The sequence below is a fragment of the Streptomyces sp. NBC_01723 genome (assembly GCF_036246005.1).
In the GTDB taxonomy this organism is placed as follows: domain Bacteria; phylum Actinomycetota; class Actinomycetes; order Streptomycetales; family Streptomycetaceae; genus Streptomyces.
Window position 1 is genome coordinate 6678332 of record NZ_CP109171.1, and the last position, 17698, is coordinate 6696029.

Here is a 17698-nt window from a genome sequence, read left to right on the forward strand (position 1 = left end):
CGTCCTCTCTTGACTGCCCTCGGCCGCCCACTTACATTACTTCCAGATCGTAGAAAACAAATTTCGCTATACGGAAGTTGCTACGGAAGAAGCTCACCGCGGGGCGCGACGGGAGTGCGAATCCGACAGCCGGAGCAGGAGTACTCGATGGCTCGTATGACCGCTGCCCGAGCGGCAGTTGAGATTCTCAAGCGCGAGGGCGTCACCGACGCGTTCGGTGTGCCGGGCGCGGCGATCAACCCCTTCTACGCGGCGCTCAAGGCGTCCGGCGGCGTCCAGCACACCCTCGCCCGTCATGTCGAGGGCGCCTCGCACATGGCCGAGGGGTACACCCGTACCCACCCCGGCAACATCGGTGTCTGCATCGGCACCTCGGGGCCGGCCGGCACCGACATGATCACCGGCCTGTACTCGGCGATCGGCGACTCCATCCCGATCCTGTGCATCACCGGCCAGGCGCCGACCGCGGTGATCCACAAGGAGGACTTCCAGGCCGTCGACATCGCCTCCATCGCCAAGCCGGTGACCAAGATGGCCGTCACCGTCCTGGAGGCCGCCCAGGTCCCCGGCGTCTTCCAGCAGGCGTTCCACCTGATGCGCTCGGGACGCCCCGGTCCGGTCCTGATCGACCTGCCGATCGACGTCCAGCTGACCGAGATCGAGTTCGACCCGGAGACCTACGAGCCGCTCCCGGTCTACAAGCCGGCCGCGACCCGCGCCCAGGTCGAGAAGGCGATCGGCATGCTCAACGCCGCCGAGCGCCCGCTGATCGTGGCCGGCGGCGGTGTCATCAACGCCGACGCGGCCGACCTCCTGGTCGAGTTCGCCGAGCTGACCGGCACCCCGGTCGTGCCGACCCTGATGGGCTGGGGCCTGCTGCCCGACGACCACGAGCTGAACGCCGGCATGGTCGGCCTTCAGACCTCGCACCGCTACGGCAACGCGACCTTCCTGGAGTCCGACTTCGTCCTCGGCGTCGGCAACCGCTGGGCCAACCGCCACACCGGCAAGATCGACGTCTACACCAAGGGGCGGAAGTTCGTCCACGTCGACGTCGAGCCGACCCAGATCGGCAAGATCTTCGCCCCGGACTACGGCATCGCCTCCGACGCCAAGGCCGCGCTGGAGCTGTTCGTCGAGGTGGCCAAGGAGCTGAAGGCGGCCGGCAAGCTGCCCGACCGCGCCGCGTGGGCCGCGTCCGCGCAGGAGAAGAAGGCCACGCTCCAGCGCCGTACGCACTTCGACGACATCCCGATCAAGCCGCAGCGCGTCTACGAGGAGATGAACAAGGCCTTCGGCCCGGAGACCCGGTACGTCTCCACCATCGGCCTCTCGCAGATCGCCGGCGCCCAGATGCTGCACGTCTACCGTCCGCGGCACTGGATCAACTGCGGCCAGGCGGGCCCGCTCGGCTGGACCGTCCCGGCCGCGCTCGGCGTCGCCAAGGCCGACCCCGACGCCCAGGTCGTGGCGCTCTCCGGCGACTACGACTTCCAGTTCATGATCGAGGAACTGGCCGTCGGTGCGCAGCACAAGATCCCGTACGTGCACGTCCTGGTCAACAACTCCTACCTGGGCCTGATCCGCCAGGCGCAGCGGGCGTTCGAGATCGACTTCCAGGTCAACCTGGAGTTCGAGAACATCAACTCGCCCGAGCTGGGCGTCTACGGCGTCGACCACGTCAAGGTCGCCGAGGGCCTGGGCTGCAAGGCGATCCGGGTGACCGACCCGAACGAGCTGGGCGCGGCCCTCGAGCAGGCCAAGAAGCTCGCCGCCGAGCACCGGGTGCCGGTCATCGTCGAGGCGATCCTGGAGCGCGTCACCAACATCTCGATGTCGGGCACCAACGACATCTCGAACGTGGTGGAGTTCGAGGAGGTGGCCACGGAGCCGGGGCACGCCCCGACCGCGGTCAGGACGCTCAAGGTCTGACCCGCACCATCCGCACGGCCTGGGGGCGAGGGCGGTCCGTCAACGCGACGGGCCGCCCTCGCTCGCGTCCGGGGCCGCTCAGTCCCCTCCGCCCCCACCCCCCGATCCGCAGCCGCCGTGGTCCCCGTGGCCGGAGCCCCAGTCGCCCGTGACCGAGTCCTCGTACTCGTCCCGCCACCGGAGGAACCTGCCCCGGCCCAGGGAGAAGCGCACCCCCTCCGTGGCGGCCCCCGGGTCCGTCAGGCCGGTCCGCAGCGCGAAGCGCGGCAGGAGCATGCGCAGAGCGGCGTCGCCGTGCAGGGCCACCGCGAGCAGCGTGTCCCCGTCCGTCATCCCGTGCCGGACCCTCGGCAGGGGGTGCCGTGCCCGCCAGAACTCCACGCGCCGGCGGGCGCCCCGGGTGGGGCCCAGCCGGGGGTAGCGCAGCAGCCCCTCGTCCGCGAGCGGGATGCGCGCCAGCGCGACTGCCAGGCGCACGTCCGGATGCCGGACCAGCTCACGGGCGGTGCGGGGCTCGCGCAGGCAGTCGAGGACGGTGCCCGCGAACGGCCCCAGCCCCTCCGGCTCCGGCCCCGTGGCGCACAGCGTCCTGCGGGGGCCGGTCTCCAACGCCCCCCGCAGGTGCAGGTCGACCACCGCCACCGTCACCGCGGCCCGCGGCCCGCCGCCCAGCAGTGCGATCTCGTACGGCTCCCAGCCGATCCCCGTGCCGCCGTCCATGGCCCTCACCCCCGTGTGCCCGGGGATGTGCCCGGCGCGGGGGGTGGTTCAAGCGCGCGGCCGCGTTCTCAGAGGAAGACTTGAGGGAGAACGTGGGCGCGGTCAGCCCTGGGGGTGCTCCTGGTGCTCGTGCAGCCCCGGCCAGTCGTCCGGGCCGCCGCCCTGCCACTCGACGAGCGCGTCCTCGGCCACGTCGGTCACGTACAGGTCGGCCAGGCGCAGCAGTTCGGCGACGTCGTCGATGTGCGAGGCGACGCCCAGTGTCTCGTCGCCGGAGGTGACCCGGCGGGAGCCGTCGAGGGCGGGGGAGTGGACGACGATGTGCGGATGCTCCGGTGGATGTGCCATGACTTCAGGCTGCTGCGGGCGCCCGGGATCCGCACCCCGGCGGACGCCGGAAAGCGCCGGATGCGGGACCGTCCGCATCCGGCGCTCTCCAGCCGGTGAAGGTTCTTCACGTGGTGTCCGTCCGGCGGCGCGAGGCTGGGCGCGACAGGTCGTTCGCGCCGCCGGACGGAGTCCTGGGGCCTCTGGGGAAAGCAGAGGCGGAGTGTGGCTGGGACCGCGGCGGTGCGACGGGCCCGGGAGCGCGCCTCCCCTCAGGTCGTAGGAGGGACGTCCGTGCCCTTCACCACCGCACTGGCTCGCCTGCCGCCGCGGTCCTCGCCCTGCCCGCGCCGGCACCGGGCACTCACCCCTCATCCGGGCTGCTCGGTGCCTGCGCGGGCCGCGCACACGGTCCCGGCCTCCCCGCCGGGGTCCGTGCGCGAGCCGGTGGGTCAGTCCTCGCGCAGGGCGCGGACCGCCTCCTCGACGCGCTTGCCGTACTCGGTGTCGGCCGCGTGGAAGTGCGCGAGGTTCTTCTCGACCACGTCGTTGCGGGAGACCTGGGACAGGCCGCCGGCGATGGTCGCGATCAGCCGCTTCTTCTCGTCCTCGGACATCAGCCGGTACAGCTCACCGGCCTGGAAGAAGGGGTCGTCCTTGGTGTGCTGCGGCGCCTCGTGAGTGCCGGTGTGACCGGAGACGGCGAGCGGCGCGGCCAGCGGGCGGCCGGTCTCCACCGGGCCGTCGTAGGAGTTCGGCTCGTAGTTCCTGGCGTCACGGCCCTGCGGGTTGGACGCCATGAGACCGTCCCGGCCGTAGTTGGCGGCGCCGCCCGGCACCGCCTTCGGGGCGTTCACCGCGAGCTGGGTGTGGTTGACGCCCAGGCGGTAGCGGTGCGCGTCCGCGTAGGCGAACAGACGGCCCTGGAGCATCTTGTCGGGGGAGGGACCGATGCCCGGAACGAAGTTGTTCGGGGAGAACGCGGCCTGCTCGACCTCCGCGAAGACGTTGTCCGGGTTGCGGTCGAGCACCAGGCGGCCCACCCGCTTGAGCGGGTAGTCGGAGTGCGGCCACACCTTGGTCACGTCGAACGGGTTGAAGCGGTAGTTCGCCGCCTCGGCCACCGGCATCAGCTGCACGTGCAGCGTCCAGGACGGGTACACGCCCCGCTCGATCGCCTGCACCAGGTCGGTCTGGTGCGAGGTCGGATCGTGGCCCGCGATCTCGGCCGCCTGCTCGGCGGTCAGGCAGCGGATGCCCTGGTCGGTCTTGAAGTGGTACTTGACGAAGAAGGACTCGCCCTTGGCGTTCGTCCACTGGTAGGTGTGCGAGCCGAAGCCGTCCATGTGGCGGTACGACGCCGGGATGCCGCGGTCGCCCATCAGCCAGGTCACCTGGTGCGTGGCCTCGGGGGAGTGCGCCCAGAAGTCGAAGACGTTGTCCGGCTCCTGACGCCCCGTGAACGGGTCGCGCTTCTGCGAGTGGATGAAGTCGGGGAACTTGATCGGGTCCTTGATGAAGAACACCGGGGTGTTGTTGCCGACGAGGTCGTAGTTGCCCTCCTCGGTGTAGAACTTCACCGCGAAGCCGCGCGGGTCGCGGACCGCGTCCGCGCCGCCGAGCGAGTCGGCCACGGTGGAGAAGCGCAGGAAGACCTCGGTGCGCTTGCCGACGGTGCTCAGGAAGTCGGCGTGCGTGAAGCCGGTGACGTCGTCGGTCACCTCGAAGTGGCCGTAGGCGCCGGAGCCGCGGGCGTGCACCACGCGCTCCGGGATGCGCTCCCGGTTGAAGCGCGCGAGCTTCTCGATGAGGTGCTGGTCCTGGATCAGGAGCGGGCCGCCGATGCCGGCGGAAGCGGAGTTCTGGTTGTCGGCGACCGGGGCGCCGGACTCGGTGGTGAGCACGCGCTGCGACATCGTGGACCTTCCGTGGTCTTCCGTGCGAGATTCAGCGGAAACTTGTTTCCGCTTCGTGGAGCCTAGATTTGGGGCGAAGGCACGTCAACAGTTTGTTGAAGTGGGTTCCGGGCGGCGCCGCCGCTCGGGCGCGACAGGACAGGTGTCAGCGACGGCGCCGCCCGGAGCTCTGGTGAGGTGCGTACGGTCAGACCTGGGCGCCGGACAGGCGCTCCACGGCCCGCAGCAGGGCCGAGTGGTCCAGGCCGCCGTCACCCTGGGCGCGCAGCGAGGCGACCAGCTGGGCCACCACGGCGCCGACCGGCAGCGCGGCGCCGACGTTGCGGGCGGCGTCGGTGACGATGCCCATGTCCTTGTGGTGCAGGTCGATGCGGAAGCCGGGCTTGAAGTCGCGGCCCAGGAAGTTGTCCTTCTTCCGCGTCAGCACGGTCGAGCCGGCCAGGCCGCCGTTGAGGACGTCGAGGGCGGCCTTCAGGTCCACGCCCGACTTCTCCAGGAAGACCACGGCCTCGGCGCACGCCTGGATGTTCACGGCGACGATGAGCTGGTTGGCGGCCTTCACGGTCTGGCCCGAGCCGTGCGGACCGCACAGCACGATGGTCTTGCCGAGCGCCTCCAGGAGCGGCTTGGCCTCGTCGAAGTCGGCCTGCTCACCGCCGACCATGATGGACAGCACGGCCTCGATGGCGCCGGCCTCGCCGCCGGAGACGGGGGCGTCCAGGACGCGGATGCCCTTGTCCTTGGCGGCCTTCGCGAGGTCCACGGAGGTCTGCGGGGTGATCGAGGACATGTCGACAAGGAGCGCGCCGGACTTCGCGTTCTCCAGGATGCCGTCGGGGCCGTAGGCGATGGCCTCGACCTGCGGCGACGCGGGGACCATCGTCACGACGACGTCGGCGTCGCGCACGGCCTCGGCGATCGAGCCGGCCACGGTGCCGCCGGCGGCGGACAGGCGGTCCAGCTTCTCCTGCTCCAGGGTGAAGCCGGTGACCTGGTAACCGGCCTTGATCAGGTTCTCGGACATGGGGGAGCCCATGATGCCGAGACCGATCCAGGCGACCTTGGGAAGAGTGCTCATGACGGGTACCTCTCTGAAAAGTTCTGTGCGGGGTGGCGCTCAGCGGGCCGCGCGGGCCTCGGCCGGCAGCCAGGAGAAGGACTGGGCGCTGGGGTTGTCGCCCGGCTTGTACTCCAGGCCCACCCAGCCGTCGTAACCGGCCTTGCGCACCTGGTCGAGCAGCTCCTCCAGCGGGAGCGAGCCGGTGCCGGGAGCGCCGCGGCCCGGGTTGTCGGCGATCTGCACGTGGCCGGTCTTCGCGGCGTACGCGTCGATCACCTGCGGCAGGTCCTCGCCGTTCATGGACAGGTGGTAGAGGTCCATGAGGAACTTGGCGTTGCCCAGTCCGGTGGCCTCGTTGACCTGGTCCACGACCGCGATCGCGGCCGGTGCCGACACCAGCGGGTACAGCGGCGACTCGGGCTTGTTCAGCGCCTCGACCAGCAGGATCGCGCCGATCCGGTCGGCCGCGCGGGCGGCCAGGACCAGGTTCTCCAGCGCGAGGCGGTCCTGCTCGGCCGGGTCCACGCCCTCGACGCGGTTGCCGTACAGCGCGTTGAGCGCCGTGCAGCCCAGCGACTGCGCGAAGTCGGCGGCCACGTCGATGTTGGCGCGGAACCGGTCCGACTCCTCGCCCGGCACCGACAGGGCGCCGCGGTCGGGGCCCGGCAGCTGCCCGGCGTAGAAGTTCAGCCCGGTGAGCTGGACGCCCGCGTCCTCGATCGCCGACTTCAGGGCGTCGAGCTCGGACTGCCCGGGGGTGGGCGAGTCGATCCAGGGCCACCACAGCTCGACCGCGGTGAAGCCGGCCGCGGCGGCGGCCGCGGGGCGCTCCAGGAGCGGGAGTTCCGTGAAGAGGATCGACAGGTTGACGTTGAAGCGCTGATCTGCGAAGCCCATCGGGTGCCGCGCTCCCTTCCGTTCGATCGTGTTCCGCATTACGGAAGTTCGTTTCTGCTTAATGGAAGGTTGCCGTCGAGGTTCCGGGCTTGTCAAGAGGGGGCGGCGGAAAACGGTCACCCCGCGTTAGGTTGACCGCGTGCGATTGAGAGTGGAGTTCACGACCGAACCCTTCGACCTGGACGAGGCGCCCGCCCACGCGGTGGTGGCCCGCGAGGTCGTCGAGGCCGCCCAGCTGGACGCGGTCGACGTCGGCCCGTTCGGCAACACCGCCGAGGGCGGCGCCGACCAGGTGCTCGGCGCCGTGGACGCGCTGCTGCGCCGGACCCTGGAGGCCGGTGCCACCAGGATCTCGCTCCAGGTCAACGTGGTCGACGCGGTCGACGGGGGCCGGGACGGGGAGGGCGAGCGGTGACGGGCCAGGGGGAGGAGCCCTTCATCGCGGCCGTGAAGCCCCTGGTCGACGCCATCGGCGGCGAGATGGTCCCGCCGGACGAGGCCGGCCAGGACGATGTGGTGCTCTCCTGGGAGGGTGCCGACGTCGTCGCCGTGCGTCTGCCGCAGCTCGCCGACTCCCTGGACCACATCCTGGCCGCCCTGGAGCGCCGGCGGGGCATGCCGCTGGCCGATCTGGACCGCAGGGCCAAGCAGGAGGTGGTGCGGATGCTGGAGGCGCGGGGCGCCTTCTCGGTGCGTCACGGCGTCGAGACCGTCGCGGGTGCCCTCGGCGTCAGCCGCTTCACCGTCTACAACTACCTCAACCGCGAGAAGGGCGCCTGAGCCGGGACACCCGCCTGACCAGGCACGACACCGTCCACGACGAGCCGCCGTCCGTTCACCGGGCGGCGGCTTTCGTCACCCCGAATTTTCAACAAAGTGTTGACGGCTTGTTTCCGAGGGCGTTAGCTATCGGCACGCCCGTTCAGCACAAGGCCACGGAGGCTCCCGTGACGTCCACATCCGCGTCGGGCCTGGCCCGATTCAACACCCTCGAGGAGTCCGCGGCACGCGCCGAACTCCACGAGGCGTGCGCCTCCACGGCTTGGGCCCGGCACCTGCTCGCCGCCCGCCCCTTCGCCACCCCCGAGGACCTGTACGCCGCCAGTGACGCCGCCATGGCCTCACTGACGGCGGAGGACCTCGCGGAGGCGATGGCCGGACACCCGCCGATCGGCCGCCCCAAGCCCGGCGACCCGACCTCGTCCCGCGAGCAGGCGGGTATGGCCGGTGCCGCCGAGGAACTCAAGGCGGAGATGCTCGAACTCAACCTGGCCTACCAGGACAGGTTCGGCCACGTCTTCCTCATCTGCGCCACCGGCCGGACCGGCGAGCAGATGCGGGACGCGGTCAAGGAGCGGATCGGCAACTCGCCCGAGCAGGAGAGGGAGATCGTCCGCACCGAGCTGGGGAAGATCAACCGCATCCGCCTGACCCGACTCGTCGAACAGGACGCCTGACCATGAGCACCAGCACCACCGCCTCCGTGTCCACGCACATCCTGGACACCAGCGTCGGCCGCCCCGCCGAGGGAGTCGCCGTCCACCTCGCCGCCCGCGCGGGCGGCTCGGCCCATCACGGGCAAAGAGGGGACTGGCAGGCGCTCGGCGGCTCCGCGACCGACGCCGACGGCCGGTGCAAGGACCTCCCGGCCCTGCCGGAGGGCACCACCCACGTACGCCTCGGCTTCGACACCGAGACGTACTTCGCCAAGAAACAAGCCGCGGCCCAGCAGGACGCCCCCGCGCTCCGGGACAGCGAGAACGGCCGGCCCGTGTTCTTCCCCGAGGTCACCATCACCTTCGCGGTGGTGCCCGGCGAGCACTACCACGTTCCGCTGCTGCTCAACCCGTTCGGCTACTCCGTTTACCGAGGGAGCTGACCGAAACCATGACCCGTTTCGTCCTGGGACAGAACCAGTACGGCAAGGCTGAGAACCGCGTCGTCAAGATCACGCGTGACGGCGACACGCACCACATCAAGGACCTCAACGTCTCCGTCGCCCTGTCCGGCGACATGGAGGAGGTCCACCGCAGCGGTTCCAACGCGAACGTCCTGCCGACCGACACCACCAAGAACACGGTGTTCGCCTTCGCCAAGGAGCACGGGATCGAGAGCGCCGAGGACCTCGGTGTGAAGCTCGCCCGCCACTTCGTGGACAACAACGAGCCCATCAAGCGGGCCCGCATCCGCATCGAGGAGTACGGCTGGGAGCGGATCGAGACCTCGAAGGGCGGCGCCCGCTTCGTCGGCTCCGAGGAGATCGCCCACTCCTTCGTCCGCACGGGCCAGGAGACCCGGGTCGCGGAGATCACGTACGACGGCCACGGCATCCAGGTGCTCTCCGGGTTCAAGGACCTGACCGTTCTGAACTCGACCAACTCCGAGTTCTTCGGCTACCTGAAGGACAAGTACACGACCCTCAAGGAGGACTACGACCGGATCCTCGCCACCACCGTCTCCACCTGGTGGCGGCACAACTGGGACGGCGTCGACTCGCACGCCCCGGACTGGGACCGCTCGTACCACGGGGTGCGCAAGCACGCGCTCCAGGCGTTCGCCGAGACCTACTCGTACTCGCTCCAGCAGACTCTCTTCGAGATGGGCGTGCGGGTGCTGAACTCCCGCGACGAGGTCGACGAGATCCGCTTCTCCATGCCCAACAAGCACCACTTCCGCTCCGACCTGTCGCCCTTCGGGATCGACAACGAGGCCAAGGACGGCGCCGTCTACTACGCCGCCGACCGCCCCTACGGCCTGATCGAGGCCACCATCCTGCGCGACGGCGCCGAGCAACTCATCCCGGTCGACATGACCAACCTCTGACGCGGGACGCGCGCCGCCGGCCCGGCCACCGAGGCCGGCGGCGCGCCACACCGGAGGGAACACCATGGCACAGCCTGCATCCGAGCCGGCGAAAGGCTCCTGTTCCACCCCGCCGGCGCACACCGAGGACGCCGTCACGTCCGTGCACCCGGTGGACGAGAAGCTCCACCCCTCGCGGCTCGTCCCCGCCGCGCTCCAGCACATCGCCGCCATGTACGCGGGCGTCGTCACCCCTCCGCTCATCATCGGCCAGGCCGTCGGACTCGACCTGGAGGGCCGCACCCGGCTGATCGCCGCGAGCCTGCTCATCGCGGGCGTCGCCACCCTGCTCCAGACCCTCGGCGTCAAGGGCTTCGTCGGCAACCGGCTGCCCTTCGTCAACGCCGCATCCTCGGCCGGCATCGCCCCCATCCTCGCCATCGCCGAGACCAACGGCGGCGGCGGTCAGCTCCCCGCCATCTACGGCGCGGTGATGGTCGCGGGCGTGTTCTGCCTCGCCGTCGGCCCGTTCTTCGGCCGGCTGCTCCGCTTCTTCCCACCGCTGGTCACCGGCGTGGTCATCACCCTCATCGGCGTCACGCTGATGCCGGTGCCGGTCGCCTGGGCGCAGGGCGGGGACAAGGCCGCCGCCGACTTCGGCTCGATGCGCAACCTCGCGCTCGCCGCCTTCACCCTCGGCGTCATCCTCGTCGTCCAGCGGTTCGGCAGGGGCTTCCTCAAGCAGGTCGCCCTGCTCTTCGGCCTGCTCGTCGGCACCCTCGTCGCCCTGCCCCTGGGCATGGCCGACGTCGGCGCCCTGAAGTCCGCGCCGGTCGCCGCGCTGCCCACCCCGTTCGCCTTCGGCGCCCCCGAGTTCCAGCCCGCGGCCGTCCTGTCGCTGTGCATCGTGATGCTGGTCCTGATGACCGAGTCGTCCGCCGGCATGCTCGCCCTCGGCGAGATCTGCGACCGCCGCGCCGACTCCAAGGTCATCACCCGCGGCCTGCGCACCGACGGCCTCGCCACCCTGATCGGGCCGGTCTTCGGCGGCTTCCCCACCTCCGCCTTCGCGCAGAACGTCGGCGTCGTCTCGCTGACCCGGGTGCGCAGCCGCTACGTCGTCGCCGTCGCCGGCGCCACCCTGCTGGTCCTCGGCGCCTTCCCGGTGCTCGGCGCGGTCGTCTCCCTGGTCCCGATGCCGGTCCTGGGCGGCGCGGGCATCGTCCTCTTCGGCTCCATCGCCGTCAGCGGCATCCGTACGCTGTCCGAGGCCGGACTGGACGACAGCTCCAACATCATCCTGGTCGCCGTGGCGCTCGGTGCGGGCATCATCCCGCTGGCCGCGCCGGCCTTCTACGCCGAGTTCCCCGCCTGGGCGCAGACCGTCCTCGGCTCCGGCATCAGCGCCGGCGCGCTCGTCGCGGTCTCACTCAACCTCTTCTTCCACCATCTCGGCACCCGGAGCCGCCAGCCGGTTCCGGCACTCAAATCCTCCTAGGGTCCTGCCGTGCCCTCCCCGTGGGTACTCGAATCCCCGCCCACTGGCCCCACTGAAAGACAAGGAAGCAGCATGGCAGCATCATCGGCAGCCGAGCGCACGGTCATCGAGAACTGCGCGATCGCGACCGTCGACGCGGGCGACACCGAGTACGCCTCGGGCCATGTCGTCATCGCCGGCAACCGGATCGAGTCGGTCGGCGCGGGCCGGGCACCGGAGGGTCTGGAGAACGTCGTACGCCGGATCGACGGGACCGGACACCTGGTCACCCCCGGTCTGGTCAACACCCACCACCACTTCTACCAGTGGATCACCCGGGGCCTGGCCACCGACCACAACCTGTTCAACTGGCTGGTCGCCCTGTACCCGACGTGGGCGCGCATCGACGAGCCCATGGCGTACGCGGCGGCCCAGGGGTCCCTCGCCATGATGGCCCGCGGCGGCGTCACCACCGCCATGGACCACCACTACGTCTACCCGCGGGGTTCCGGCGACCTGTCCGGCGCGATCATCCGCGCCGCCCGCGAGACGGGTGTCCGCTTCACCCTCGCCCGCGGCTCCATGGACCGCGGCGAGTCGGACGGCGGACTGCCGCCGGACTTCGCGGTGGAGAGCCTGGACGGCGCGCTCGCCGCCACCGAGGCCACCGTCAAGGAGCACCACGACTCCTCCTTCGACGCGATGACCCAGGTCGCCGTCGCCCCCTGCTCCCCCTTCTCCGTCTCCACCGAACTGATGCGCCAGGGCGCCGAGCTGGCCCGCCGCCTCGGCGTGCGGCTGCACACCCACGGCTCGGAGACCGTGGAGGAGGAGAAGTTCTGCCACGAGCTGTTCGGCATGGGCCCGACCGACTACTTCGAGTCCACCGGCTGGCTCGGCGAGGACGTGTGGATGGCGCACTGCGTCCACATGAACGACTCCGACATCGCCGCCTTCGCCCGCACGAAGACCGGTGTCGCCCACTGTCCGTCCTCCAACGCCCGTCTGGCCGCGGGCATCGCGCGGGTCCCCGACATGCTCGCCGCCGGCGTCCCGGTCGGCCTCGGCGTCGACGGCACCGCCTCCAACGAGTCCGGTGAACTCCACACCGAACTGCGCAACGCCCTCCTCATCAACCGCCTCGGCGCCCACCGCGAGGCCGCGCTGAACGCCCGCAAGGCGCTGCGCCTGGGGACCCACGGCGGTGCGCAGGTCCTCGGCCGGGCCGCCGAGACCGGCTCCCTGGAGGCGGGCAAGCTCGCCGACCTGGTGCTGTGGCGGATGGACACCCTCGCCCACTCCGCGATCGCCGACCCGGTGACCGCGCTGGTCTTCGGCGCCGCGGCCCCGGTCACGGCCTCGTTCGTGAACGGCCGGCAGATCGTCGAGGACGGCCGCCTGCTGACCGTCGACGAGGACGCCATCGCCCGCTCCACCCGCGACGAGGCGCAGCGCCTGGCGCGGATCGCCGCCCAGGCCTGAACACCGCACAACAGCACACCATTTGATCTCCGGCCGGGAGGGACGGCTCCCGGCCGGTAGCCGTGGACCCGAGCGGGGCCCACGGCGGCCGACTCCGGGGCGTGCGCGCCCATGCGCGCGCCCCCGGAGCGGTCACCGTTTCCCCAGACGGTCCGTCACGGTCCCGCACGACCATCACCACCAGCACCACCTCCATGACACCCGCGTCAGAGCCGACGCGTAACCGACCGGAGGGACGCCGCCGTGGCCGACCACCCTGTTGACGAGAAACTCCCGCCCCTGAAGATGGCGACGACCGGCCTGCAGCACGTGGCCGCGATGTACGCCGGAGTAGTCGCACCACCCCTGATAGTCGGCGCGGCCATCGGGCTGTCCGCCACCGAACTCACCTTCCTCACCGGTGCCTGCCTGTTCACCGCGGGCCTCGCCACCTTCCTGCAGACCCTGGGCATCTGGAAGATCGGCGCCCGGCTGCCGTTCGTCAACGGCGTCACCTTCGCGGGTGTCGCCCCCATGACCGCCGTCGTCGCCTCGACCGACGACAAGTCCGACGCGCTGCCGATCATCTTCGGCGCGGTCATCGTCGCCGGACTCCTCGGCTTCGTCGCGGCGCCCTTCTTCAGCAAGGCGATCCGCTTCTTCCCGCCGGTCGTCACCGGCACCGTGATCACCCTGATAGGCATATCCCTGCTGCCCGTGGCCTTCGGCTGGGCGCAGGGACCCAGCCCCGAGGCGGACGACTTCGGTTCGGCCACCAACCTCGGCCTGGCCGCGATCACCCTCGTGATCGTGCTCCTGCTGCGCCGCTTCACCACCGGCTTCGTCAAGCAGATCGCCGTACTGCTCGGCCTGGTCGCGGGCACCCTCATCGCCATCCCGTTCGGCGTCACGGACTTCGGGCCGGTCGCGGACGCCGACGTCGTCGGCTTCCCGACGCCCTTCCACTTCGGCGCCCCGCAGTTCCAGATCGCCGCGATCGTCTCCATGTGCGTGGTGATGGTGGTCTCGATGACCGAGTCCACCGCCGACATGCTCGCCCTCGGCGAGATCGTGGACCGCCCGGCCGACGAGAAGACCATCGCGGCCGGCCTGCGCGCCGACACCCTCGGCTCGGCGATCAGCCCGGTCTTCAACGGCTTCATGTGCAGCGCCTTCGCGCAGAACATCGGCCTGGTCGCGATGACGAAGATCCGCAGCCGCTACGTCGTCGCCGTGGGCGGCGGCTTCCTGGTGCTGATGGGCCTGTGCCCGATGGCCGCCTCGCTGATCGCCGTCGTCCCCCGGCCCGTGCTCGGCGGGGCCGGCGTGGTGCTCTTCGGCTCGGTCGCGGCCAGCGGCATCCAGACCCTGGTCCGGGCAAGCCTCGACAAGGACAACAACGTCCTGATCGTGGCGGTCTCGCTGGCCGTCGGCATCATCCCGATCGCCGCCCCGGAGTTCTACCACTCGTTCCCGGAGAACGCGAAGATCATCCTGGACTCGGGCATCTCGACGGGCTGTGTGGCCGCCGTCGTACTCAACCTGCTCTTCAACCACATCGGCGGCCGGGGACGGGAGGCGGAGGACGTGACCCACCCGATGGAGGCGGGAGAGGAGATCACCGAGGCATCCCGGGAACGCGGCCACGCCGTGACCCCGGGCACCTGACACGAACCGGGCCGGCGCCTCTCCCTCGGGGACGCCGGCCCCGTGGCGGGCGGCGGCTGCCTAGAGCCCGAACAGCCGCGGATCCGCGGCGAGTTCCTTGAAGCGCTCCCGCGGATCGGTCACCAGCTTGCGTGCCTTGAGGTCCATGAGGCCGCCGACGCCCTCCACTTCGGCGGCCACGGTGCCGTCCGGCTTGCGGATGACCTGGTGGATGCGGAAGGTCTTGCCCTCGCCCCACTCGAACGCGCAGGTCACCTCGACCTCGTCCCCGGCGAGCAGTTCGCGCTGGAAGCGGATGGTCGTCTCCAGGGCGACCGGCCCCACCCCGCGGGCGACCAGGTCGGCCTGCCGGATGCCGGCCGCGGTGAGCAGTGACCAGCGGGCGTGCTCGGCGTAGTTCAGATACACGGCCTGGTTGAGATGGCCCTGGGTGTCGGTCTCGTACCCGCGGACCGTCACGGGTACGGAAAACGGCTCACTCACCGCTGCTGCCTCTCCTCTTGTTCGTACGATCTTGTCGACATCATGGCTCGTGGACGTACTGACCGGTCGATCCTGGCACGGTGGGGGAGCGTCACACCTTCCGTGGGGAGGCCAGCAGGTAACGGGCCCGGGTGCGTGGCTCGGTGTGCTCGCCGACCTGCCACCCCGCGCGCTCCAGGGTCTGCGCGCAGGCCCGCCGCGCGGTGTCGTCCGGCTCGCGCACGGCGACGGCCTCCGGCTGCGGGGTCGCGCGCACCCGGTACCCGTCGTCGCCCTCCGGGCCCGCCGGACGGTGCCCCGCCGCCTCCAGCGCGAGGGCGGCGGCCCGCACCAGGTGGGTCCGCTCCCACGCGCAGGGCAGCTCCGCACTGCCGTCGGCACGCGTCATCCGGCGCAGTTCGAGCAGTCCCTGCCAGGCGCCGCGCACCTCGCGCAGCCGGGCGGGCCCCGTACGCTCCGGCACGTCCTCCTCCCCGCCCACCCGCGCGGCGAAGACGCCCCCGTCGGAGTCGGCGGCGGGAGCGGGCTCCGGGCTTCCCGGCGGGTCCGGCTCGGCCCCCGCGTCCCGTATCCGGTGCCCGGCCGGGGTCAGGAAGTGGTCGTGCGGCGGGCGCGGGTGCCGGAAGGCGAGCCCCCGCTTCACCAGCGCCGCCAGCTGCGTCTCCGACCCCCTGAGACGCCCGGTGGCGTGGTCGGCGGCGTCGATGACCCGCCGCTGCGCGGGGGTGGGCCACAGTGCCACGGCGTCCTCCCTTCCCCTCACCGGCGACGCCTTCGGTGACGCTCTCGAAGACTACGACGGGGGTCTGACATTCCACGCGGCGATCACCGGCCGCGCGTGCTCCGTGCCCAGTCGGCACAGGGTGCCGGTGCCCAACTGGAACAGCGCCCCGTGCGAGGGCGGCAGCCCCAGGTGCCGTGCGGTCAGCACCCGCAGGAAGTGTCCGTGCGCGACCAGCACCACGCACCCCTCGGTGTTGGCGAACGCCGCCTCCACCCGGGCCAGCACCCGGTCCGCCCGCTCCCCGACCTGCTCCGGCGTCTCCCCGGGATGCTCCGGCGGCCCGGGCTCGACGCCGTCGCTGAACAGGAACCAGTCGGGCCGGGAGCGGTGGATCTCGACGGTCGTGATCCCCTCGTACCCGCCGTAGTCCCACTCGTGCAGGTCCGGGTCGACCCGCACGTCGTGCAGTCCGATCAGCTCCGCCGTCTCGCGGGCCCGCTGGAAGGGGCTGACGAAGGCGGCCCCGATCCGGTGCGAGCGGATCAGCGGGACCAGACTCCGCGCCTGGTCCCGCCCGTGCTCGGTCAGCGGCACGTCCGTCAGTCCGGTGTGCCGGCCCGACCGCGACCACTCGGTCTCGCCGTGCCGGACCAGAAAAAGATCACCCATGTCTCCAGGCTACGGTCCCGGGCAGGCCGTGGCCTCGCGGACCTCGGCCGCGGCCGGCAGCAGCGGGTGGCCATCGCCCGGGCGCTCGCCTGCGAGGTCGACCTCCTCTTCGCCGACGAGCCCACCGGCAGCCTCGACCAGGACACCGCCGACGGGATCATCGAGGTGTTCCGGCAGCCGGCGCACGGCGAGGGCAAGTGCGTGGTCCCGGTGAGCCACTCACGGGCGGTCGCGGACGCGTCGGACGAGGTGATCCGCCTCAGGCGCGGCAAGCTGACGAGGACCTGAGCGGCCGCTACTGCCGGTACCCGCCCAGGAACCGGCCGATCCGCCCGATGGCCGCCTCCAGGTCGTCCGCGTGGGGCAGGGTGAGGATGCGGAAGTGGTCGGGGCTCGGCCAGTTGAAGCCGGTCCCCTGCACCACCTGGATCTTCTCCCGCAGCAGCAGGTCCAGGACGAACTTCTCGTCGTCGTGGATGCCGTGCACCTTCGGATCGATGCGCGGGAACGCGTACAGCGCGCCCTTGGGCTTCACACAGGAGACGCCCGGGATCTCGTTCAGCTTCTCCCAGGCCACGTCACGCTGTTCGCGCAGCCTGCCGCCCGGGGCCGTCAGCTCGCGGATCGACTGGCGGCCGCCGAGCGCGGCCTGGATGGCGTACTGCGCGGGCGCGTTGGCGCACAGGCGCATGGAGGCCAGCATGGTCAGGCCCTCCAGGTAGTCCTTCGCGTGCTGCCTGGGGCCCGTGACGACCAGCCAGCCGGAGCGGAACCCCGCCACCCGGTACGTCTTGGAGAGCCCGCAGAAGGTGAGCACCACCAGGTCGGGGGCGAGGGCGGCGGCCGAGTGGTGCACGGCGTCGTCGTAGAGGATCTGGTCGTAGATCTCGTCGGCGAAGACCATCAGGCCGTGCCGCCGGGCGAGGTCGAGGATGCCCTCGACGATCTCCTTGGGATAGACCGCGCCGGTGGGGTTGTTGGGGTTGATGACGACGACCGCCTTGGTGCGGTCGGTGATCTTCGACTCCATGTCCGCCAGGTCGGGGTACCACTCGGCCTGCTCGTCGCAGAGGTAGTGCACCGCCTTGCCGCCCGCGAGGGTGGTCACCGCCGTCCAGAGGGGGAAGTCGGGGGCGGGGATCAGCACCTCGTCGCCGTCCTCCAACAGCGCCTGTACGGCCATGGAGACCAGCTCCGAGACGCCGTTGCCGAGGAAGACGTCGTCCACGTCCACCTCCAGACCCAGGGTCTGGTAGCGCTGGGCGACGGCGCGGCGGGCGGACAGGACGCCGCGCGAGTCGGTGTATCCGTGCGCCCTCGGGAGCATGCGGATCATGTCCTGGAGGATCTCCTCGGGCGCCTCGAAGCCGAAGAGGGCCGGGTTGCCGGTGTTGAGGCGCAGCACGCTGTGCCCCGCCTCCTCCAGCGCGTCGGCGTGCTCGATGACCGGGCCGCGGATCTCGTAGCAGACCTCGCTGAGCTTGTTCGACTGCCGGAACTCCATGCGCCGCTTCCCCTCCGGTATCTGGTGTTGCTTGGTTTTACCAAGTAGGAGCTTGGAA

The 17698-nt window shown here is 71.0% G+C and carries 19 protein-coding genes; 10 read left to right on the forward strand and 9 right to left on the reverse strand.

Features of this window, described 5'->3' with window-relative positions; genetic code table 11:
- The first annotated feature begins 147 nt into the window (after positions 1-147).
- The gene (gene gcl, locus OIE75_RS31385) at positions 148-1932 is read left to right on the forward strand and encodes a glyoxylate carboligase (protein ID WP_329472949.1); all 1785 of its coding nucleotides are present in this window, start codon (positions 148-150) and stop codon (positions 1930-1932) included.
- Between the two features lie 78 nt (positions 1933-2010).
- On the opposite strand, the gene OIE75_RS31390 is transcribed toward gcl, so the two are convergent.
- From OIE75_RS31390 to OIE75_RS31410, 5 genes are all read right to left on the reverse strand, one after another.
- A complete protein-coding gene (locus OIE75_RS31390) occupies positions 2011-2652 on the reverse strand; it encodes a TIGR04222 domain-containing membrane protein (RefSeq protein WP_329472950.1) in 642 nt (213 codons plus the stop codon).
- Positions 2653-2754: 102 nt separating this feature from the next.
- On the reverse strand, positions 2755-3000 hold the full coding sequence (locus OIE75_RS31395; RefSeq protein ID WP_307015861.1) for a hypothetical protein: 246 nt from the start codon (positions 2998-3000) through the stop codon (positions 2755-2757).
- Positions 3001-3431: 431 nt separating this feature from the next.
- Positions 3432-4895 carry a catalase gene (locus OIE75_RS31400; RefSeq protein WP_329472951.1) on the reverse strand — a complete coding sequence of 488 codons (1464 nt, stop codon included), beginning with the start codon at positions 4893-4895 and terminating at the stop codon, positions 3432-3434.
- Between the two features lie 187 nt (positions 4896-5082).
- Positions 5083-5973 (reverse strand): 2-hydroxy-3-oxopropionate reductase, encoded by an 891-nt coding sequence (locus tag OIE75_RS31405; RefSeq protein WP_307015863.1) that lies wholly within the window; start codon positions 5971-5973, stop codon positions 5083-5085.
- Between the two features lie 39 nt (positions 5974-6012).
- Positions 6013-6852 (reverse strand): TIM barrel protein, encoded by an 840-nt coding sequence (locus tag OIE75_RS31410; protein WP_307015864.1) that lies wholly within the window; start codon positions 6850-6852, stop codon positions 6013-6015.
- A gap of 139 nt (positions 6853-6991) precedes the next feature.
- On the opposite strand from OIE75_RS31410, the gene OIE75_RS31415 reads away from it, so the two are divergent.
- The 8 genes from OIE75_RS31415 (at position 6992) to OIE75_RS31450 (ending at position 14260) form a co-directional block, all read left to right on the forward strand.
- Complete coding sequence (locus OIE75_RS31415; RefSeq protein WP_329472952.1) at positions 6992-7267, forward strand: thiamine-binding protein; 276 nt, start codon at positions 6992-6994, stop codon at positions 7265-7267.
- Positions 7264-7632: a helix-turn-helix domain-containing protein gene (locus OIE75_RS31420; protein WP_329472953.1), complete on the forward strand. Its 369-nt coding sequence runs from the start codon at positions 7264-7266 to the stop codon at positions 7630-7632. Before OIE75_RS31415 ends, OIE75_RS31420 begins: the two co-directional genes overlap by 4 nt.
- A gap of 167 nt (positions 7633-7799) precedes the next feature.
- The gene (gene uraD, locus OIE75_RS31425; protein ID WP_307015867.1) at positions 7800-8309 is read left to right on the forward strand and encodes a 2-oxo-4-hydroxy-4-carboxy-5-ureidoimidazoline decarboxylase; all 510 of its coding nucleotides are present in this window, start codon (positions 7800-7802) and stop codon (positions 8307-8309) included.
- 2 nt (positions 8310-8311) lie between these two features.
- A complete protein-coding gene (gene uraH / locus OIE75_RS31430; protein ID WP_307015868.1) occupies positions 8312-8731 on the forward strand; it encodes a hydroxyisourate hydrolase in 420 nt (139 codons plus the stop codon).
- Positions 8732-8739: 8 nt separating this feature from the next.
- On the forward strand, positions 8740-9675 hold the full coding sequence (gene pucL, locus OIE75_RS31435; RefSeq protein WP_307015869.1) for a factor-independent urate hydroxylase: 936 nt from the start codon (positions 8740-8742) through the stop codon (positions 9673-9675).
- Between the two features lie 64 nt (positions 9676-9739).
- A complete protein-coding gene (locus OIE75_RS31440) occupies positions 9740-11152 on the forward strand; it encodes a nucleobase:cation symporter-2 family protein (RefSeq protein WP_125493497.1) in 1413 nt (470 codons plus the stop codon).
- Between the two features lie 72 nt (positions 11153-11224).
- Entirely contained in the window at positions 11225-12613 is a 1389-nt protein-coding gene (locus OIE75_RS31445; RefSeq protein ID WP_122618802.1) for an 8-oxoguanine deaminase, read from the forward strand.
- A gap of 243 nt (positions 12614-12856) precedes the next feature.
- On the forward strand, positions 12857-14260 hold the full coding sequence (locus OIE75_RS31450) for a nucleobase:cation symporter-2 family protein (protein ID WP_329472954.1): 1404 nt from the start codon (positions 12857-12859) through the stop codon (positions 14258-14260).
- 60 nt (positions 14261-14320) lie between these two features.
- Here the strand turns inward: OIE75_RS31450 and OIE75_RS31455 are convergent, their stop codons facing one another.
- From OIE75_RS31455 to OIE75_RS31465, 3 genes are all read right to left on the reverse strand, one after another.
- On the reverse strand, positions 14321-14743 hold the full coding sequence (locus tag OIE75_RS31455; RefSeq protein WP_329472955.1) for an acyl-CoA thioesterase: 423 nt from the start codon (positions 14741-14743) through the stop codon (positions 14321-14323).
- Positions 14744-14834: 91 nt separating this feature from the next.
- Positions 14835-15485 carry a hypothetical protein gene (locus OIE75_RS31460; protein ID WP_329472956.1) on the reverse strand — a complete coding sequence of 217 codons (651 nt, stop codon included), beginning with the start codon at positions 15483-15485 and terminating at the stop codon, positions 14835-14837.
- Between the two features lie 51 nt (positions 15486-15536).
- Positions 15537-16136 (reverse strand): histidine phosphatase family protein, encoded by a 600-nt coding sequence (locus tag OIE75_RS31465; protein ID WP_125493491.1) that lies wholly within the window; start codon positions 16134-16136, stop codon positions 15537-15539.
- Here OIE75_RS31465 and OIE75_RS31470 point away from each other — a divergent pair.
- Positions 16110-16424, forward strand: coding sequence for an ATP-binding cassette domain-containing protein (locus OIE75_RS31470; protein WP_329472957.1), 315 nt, complete (start codon positions 16110-16112; stop codon positions 16422-16424). The genes OIE75_RS31465 and OIE75_RS31470 overlap by 27 nt on opposite strands.
- 7 nt (positions 16425-16431) lie before the next feature.
- Here the strand turns inward: OIE75_RS31470 and OIE75_RS31475 are convergent, their stop codons facing one another.
- Entirely contained in the window at positions 16432-17640 is a 1209-nt protein-coding gene (locus tag OIE75_RS31475) for a pyridoxal phosphate-dependent aminotransferase (RefSeq protein WP_307015875.1), read from the reverse strand.
- Between the last annotated feature and the right edge of the window lie 58 nt (positions 17641-17698).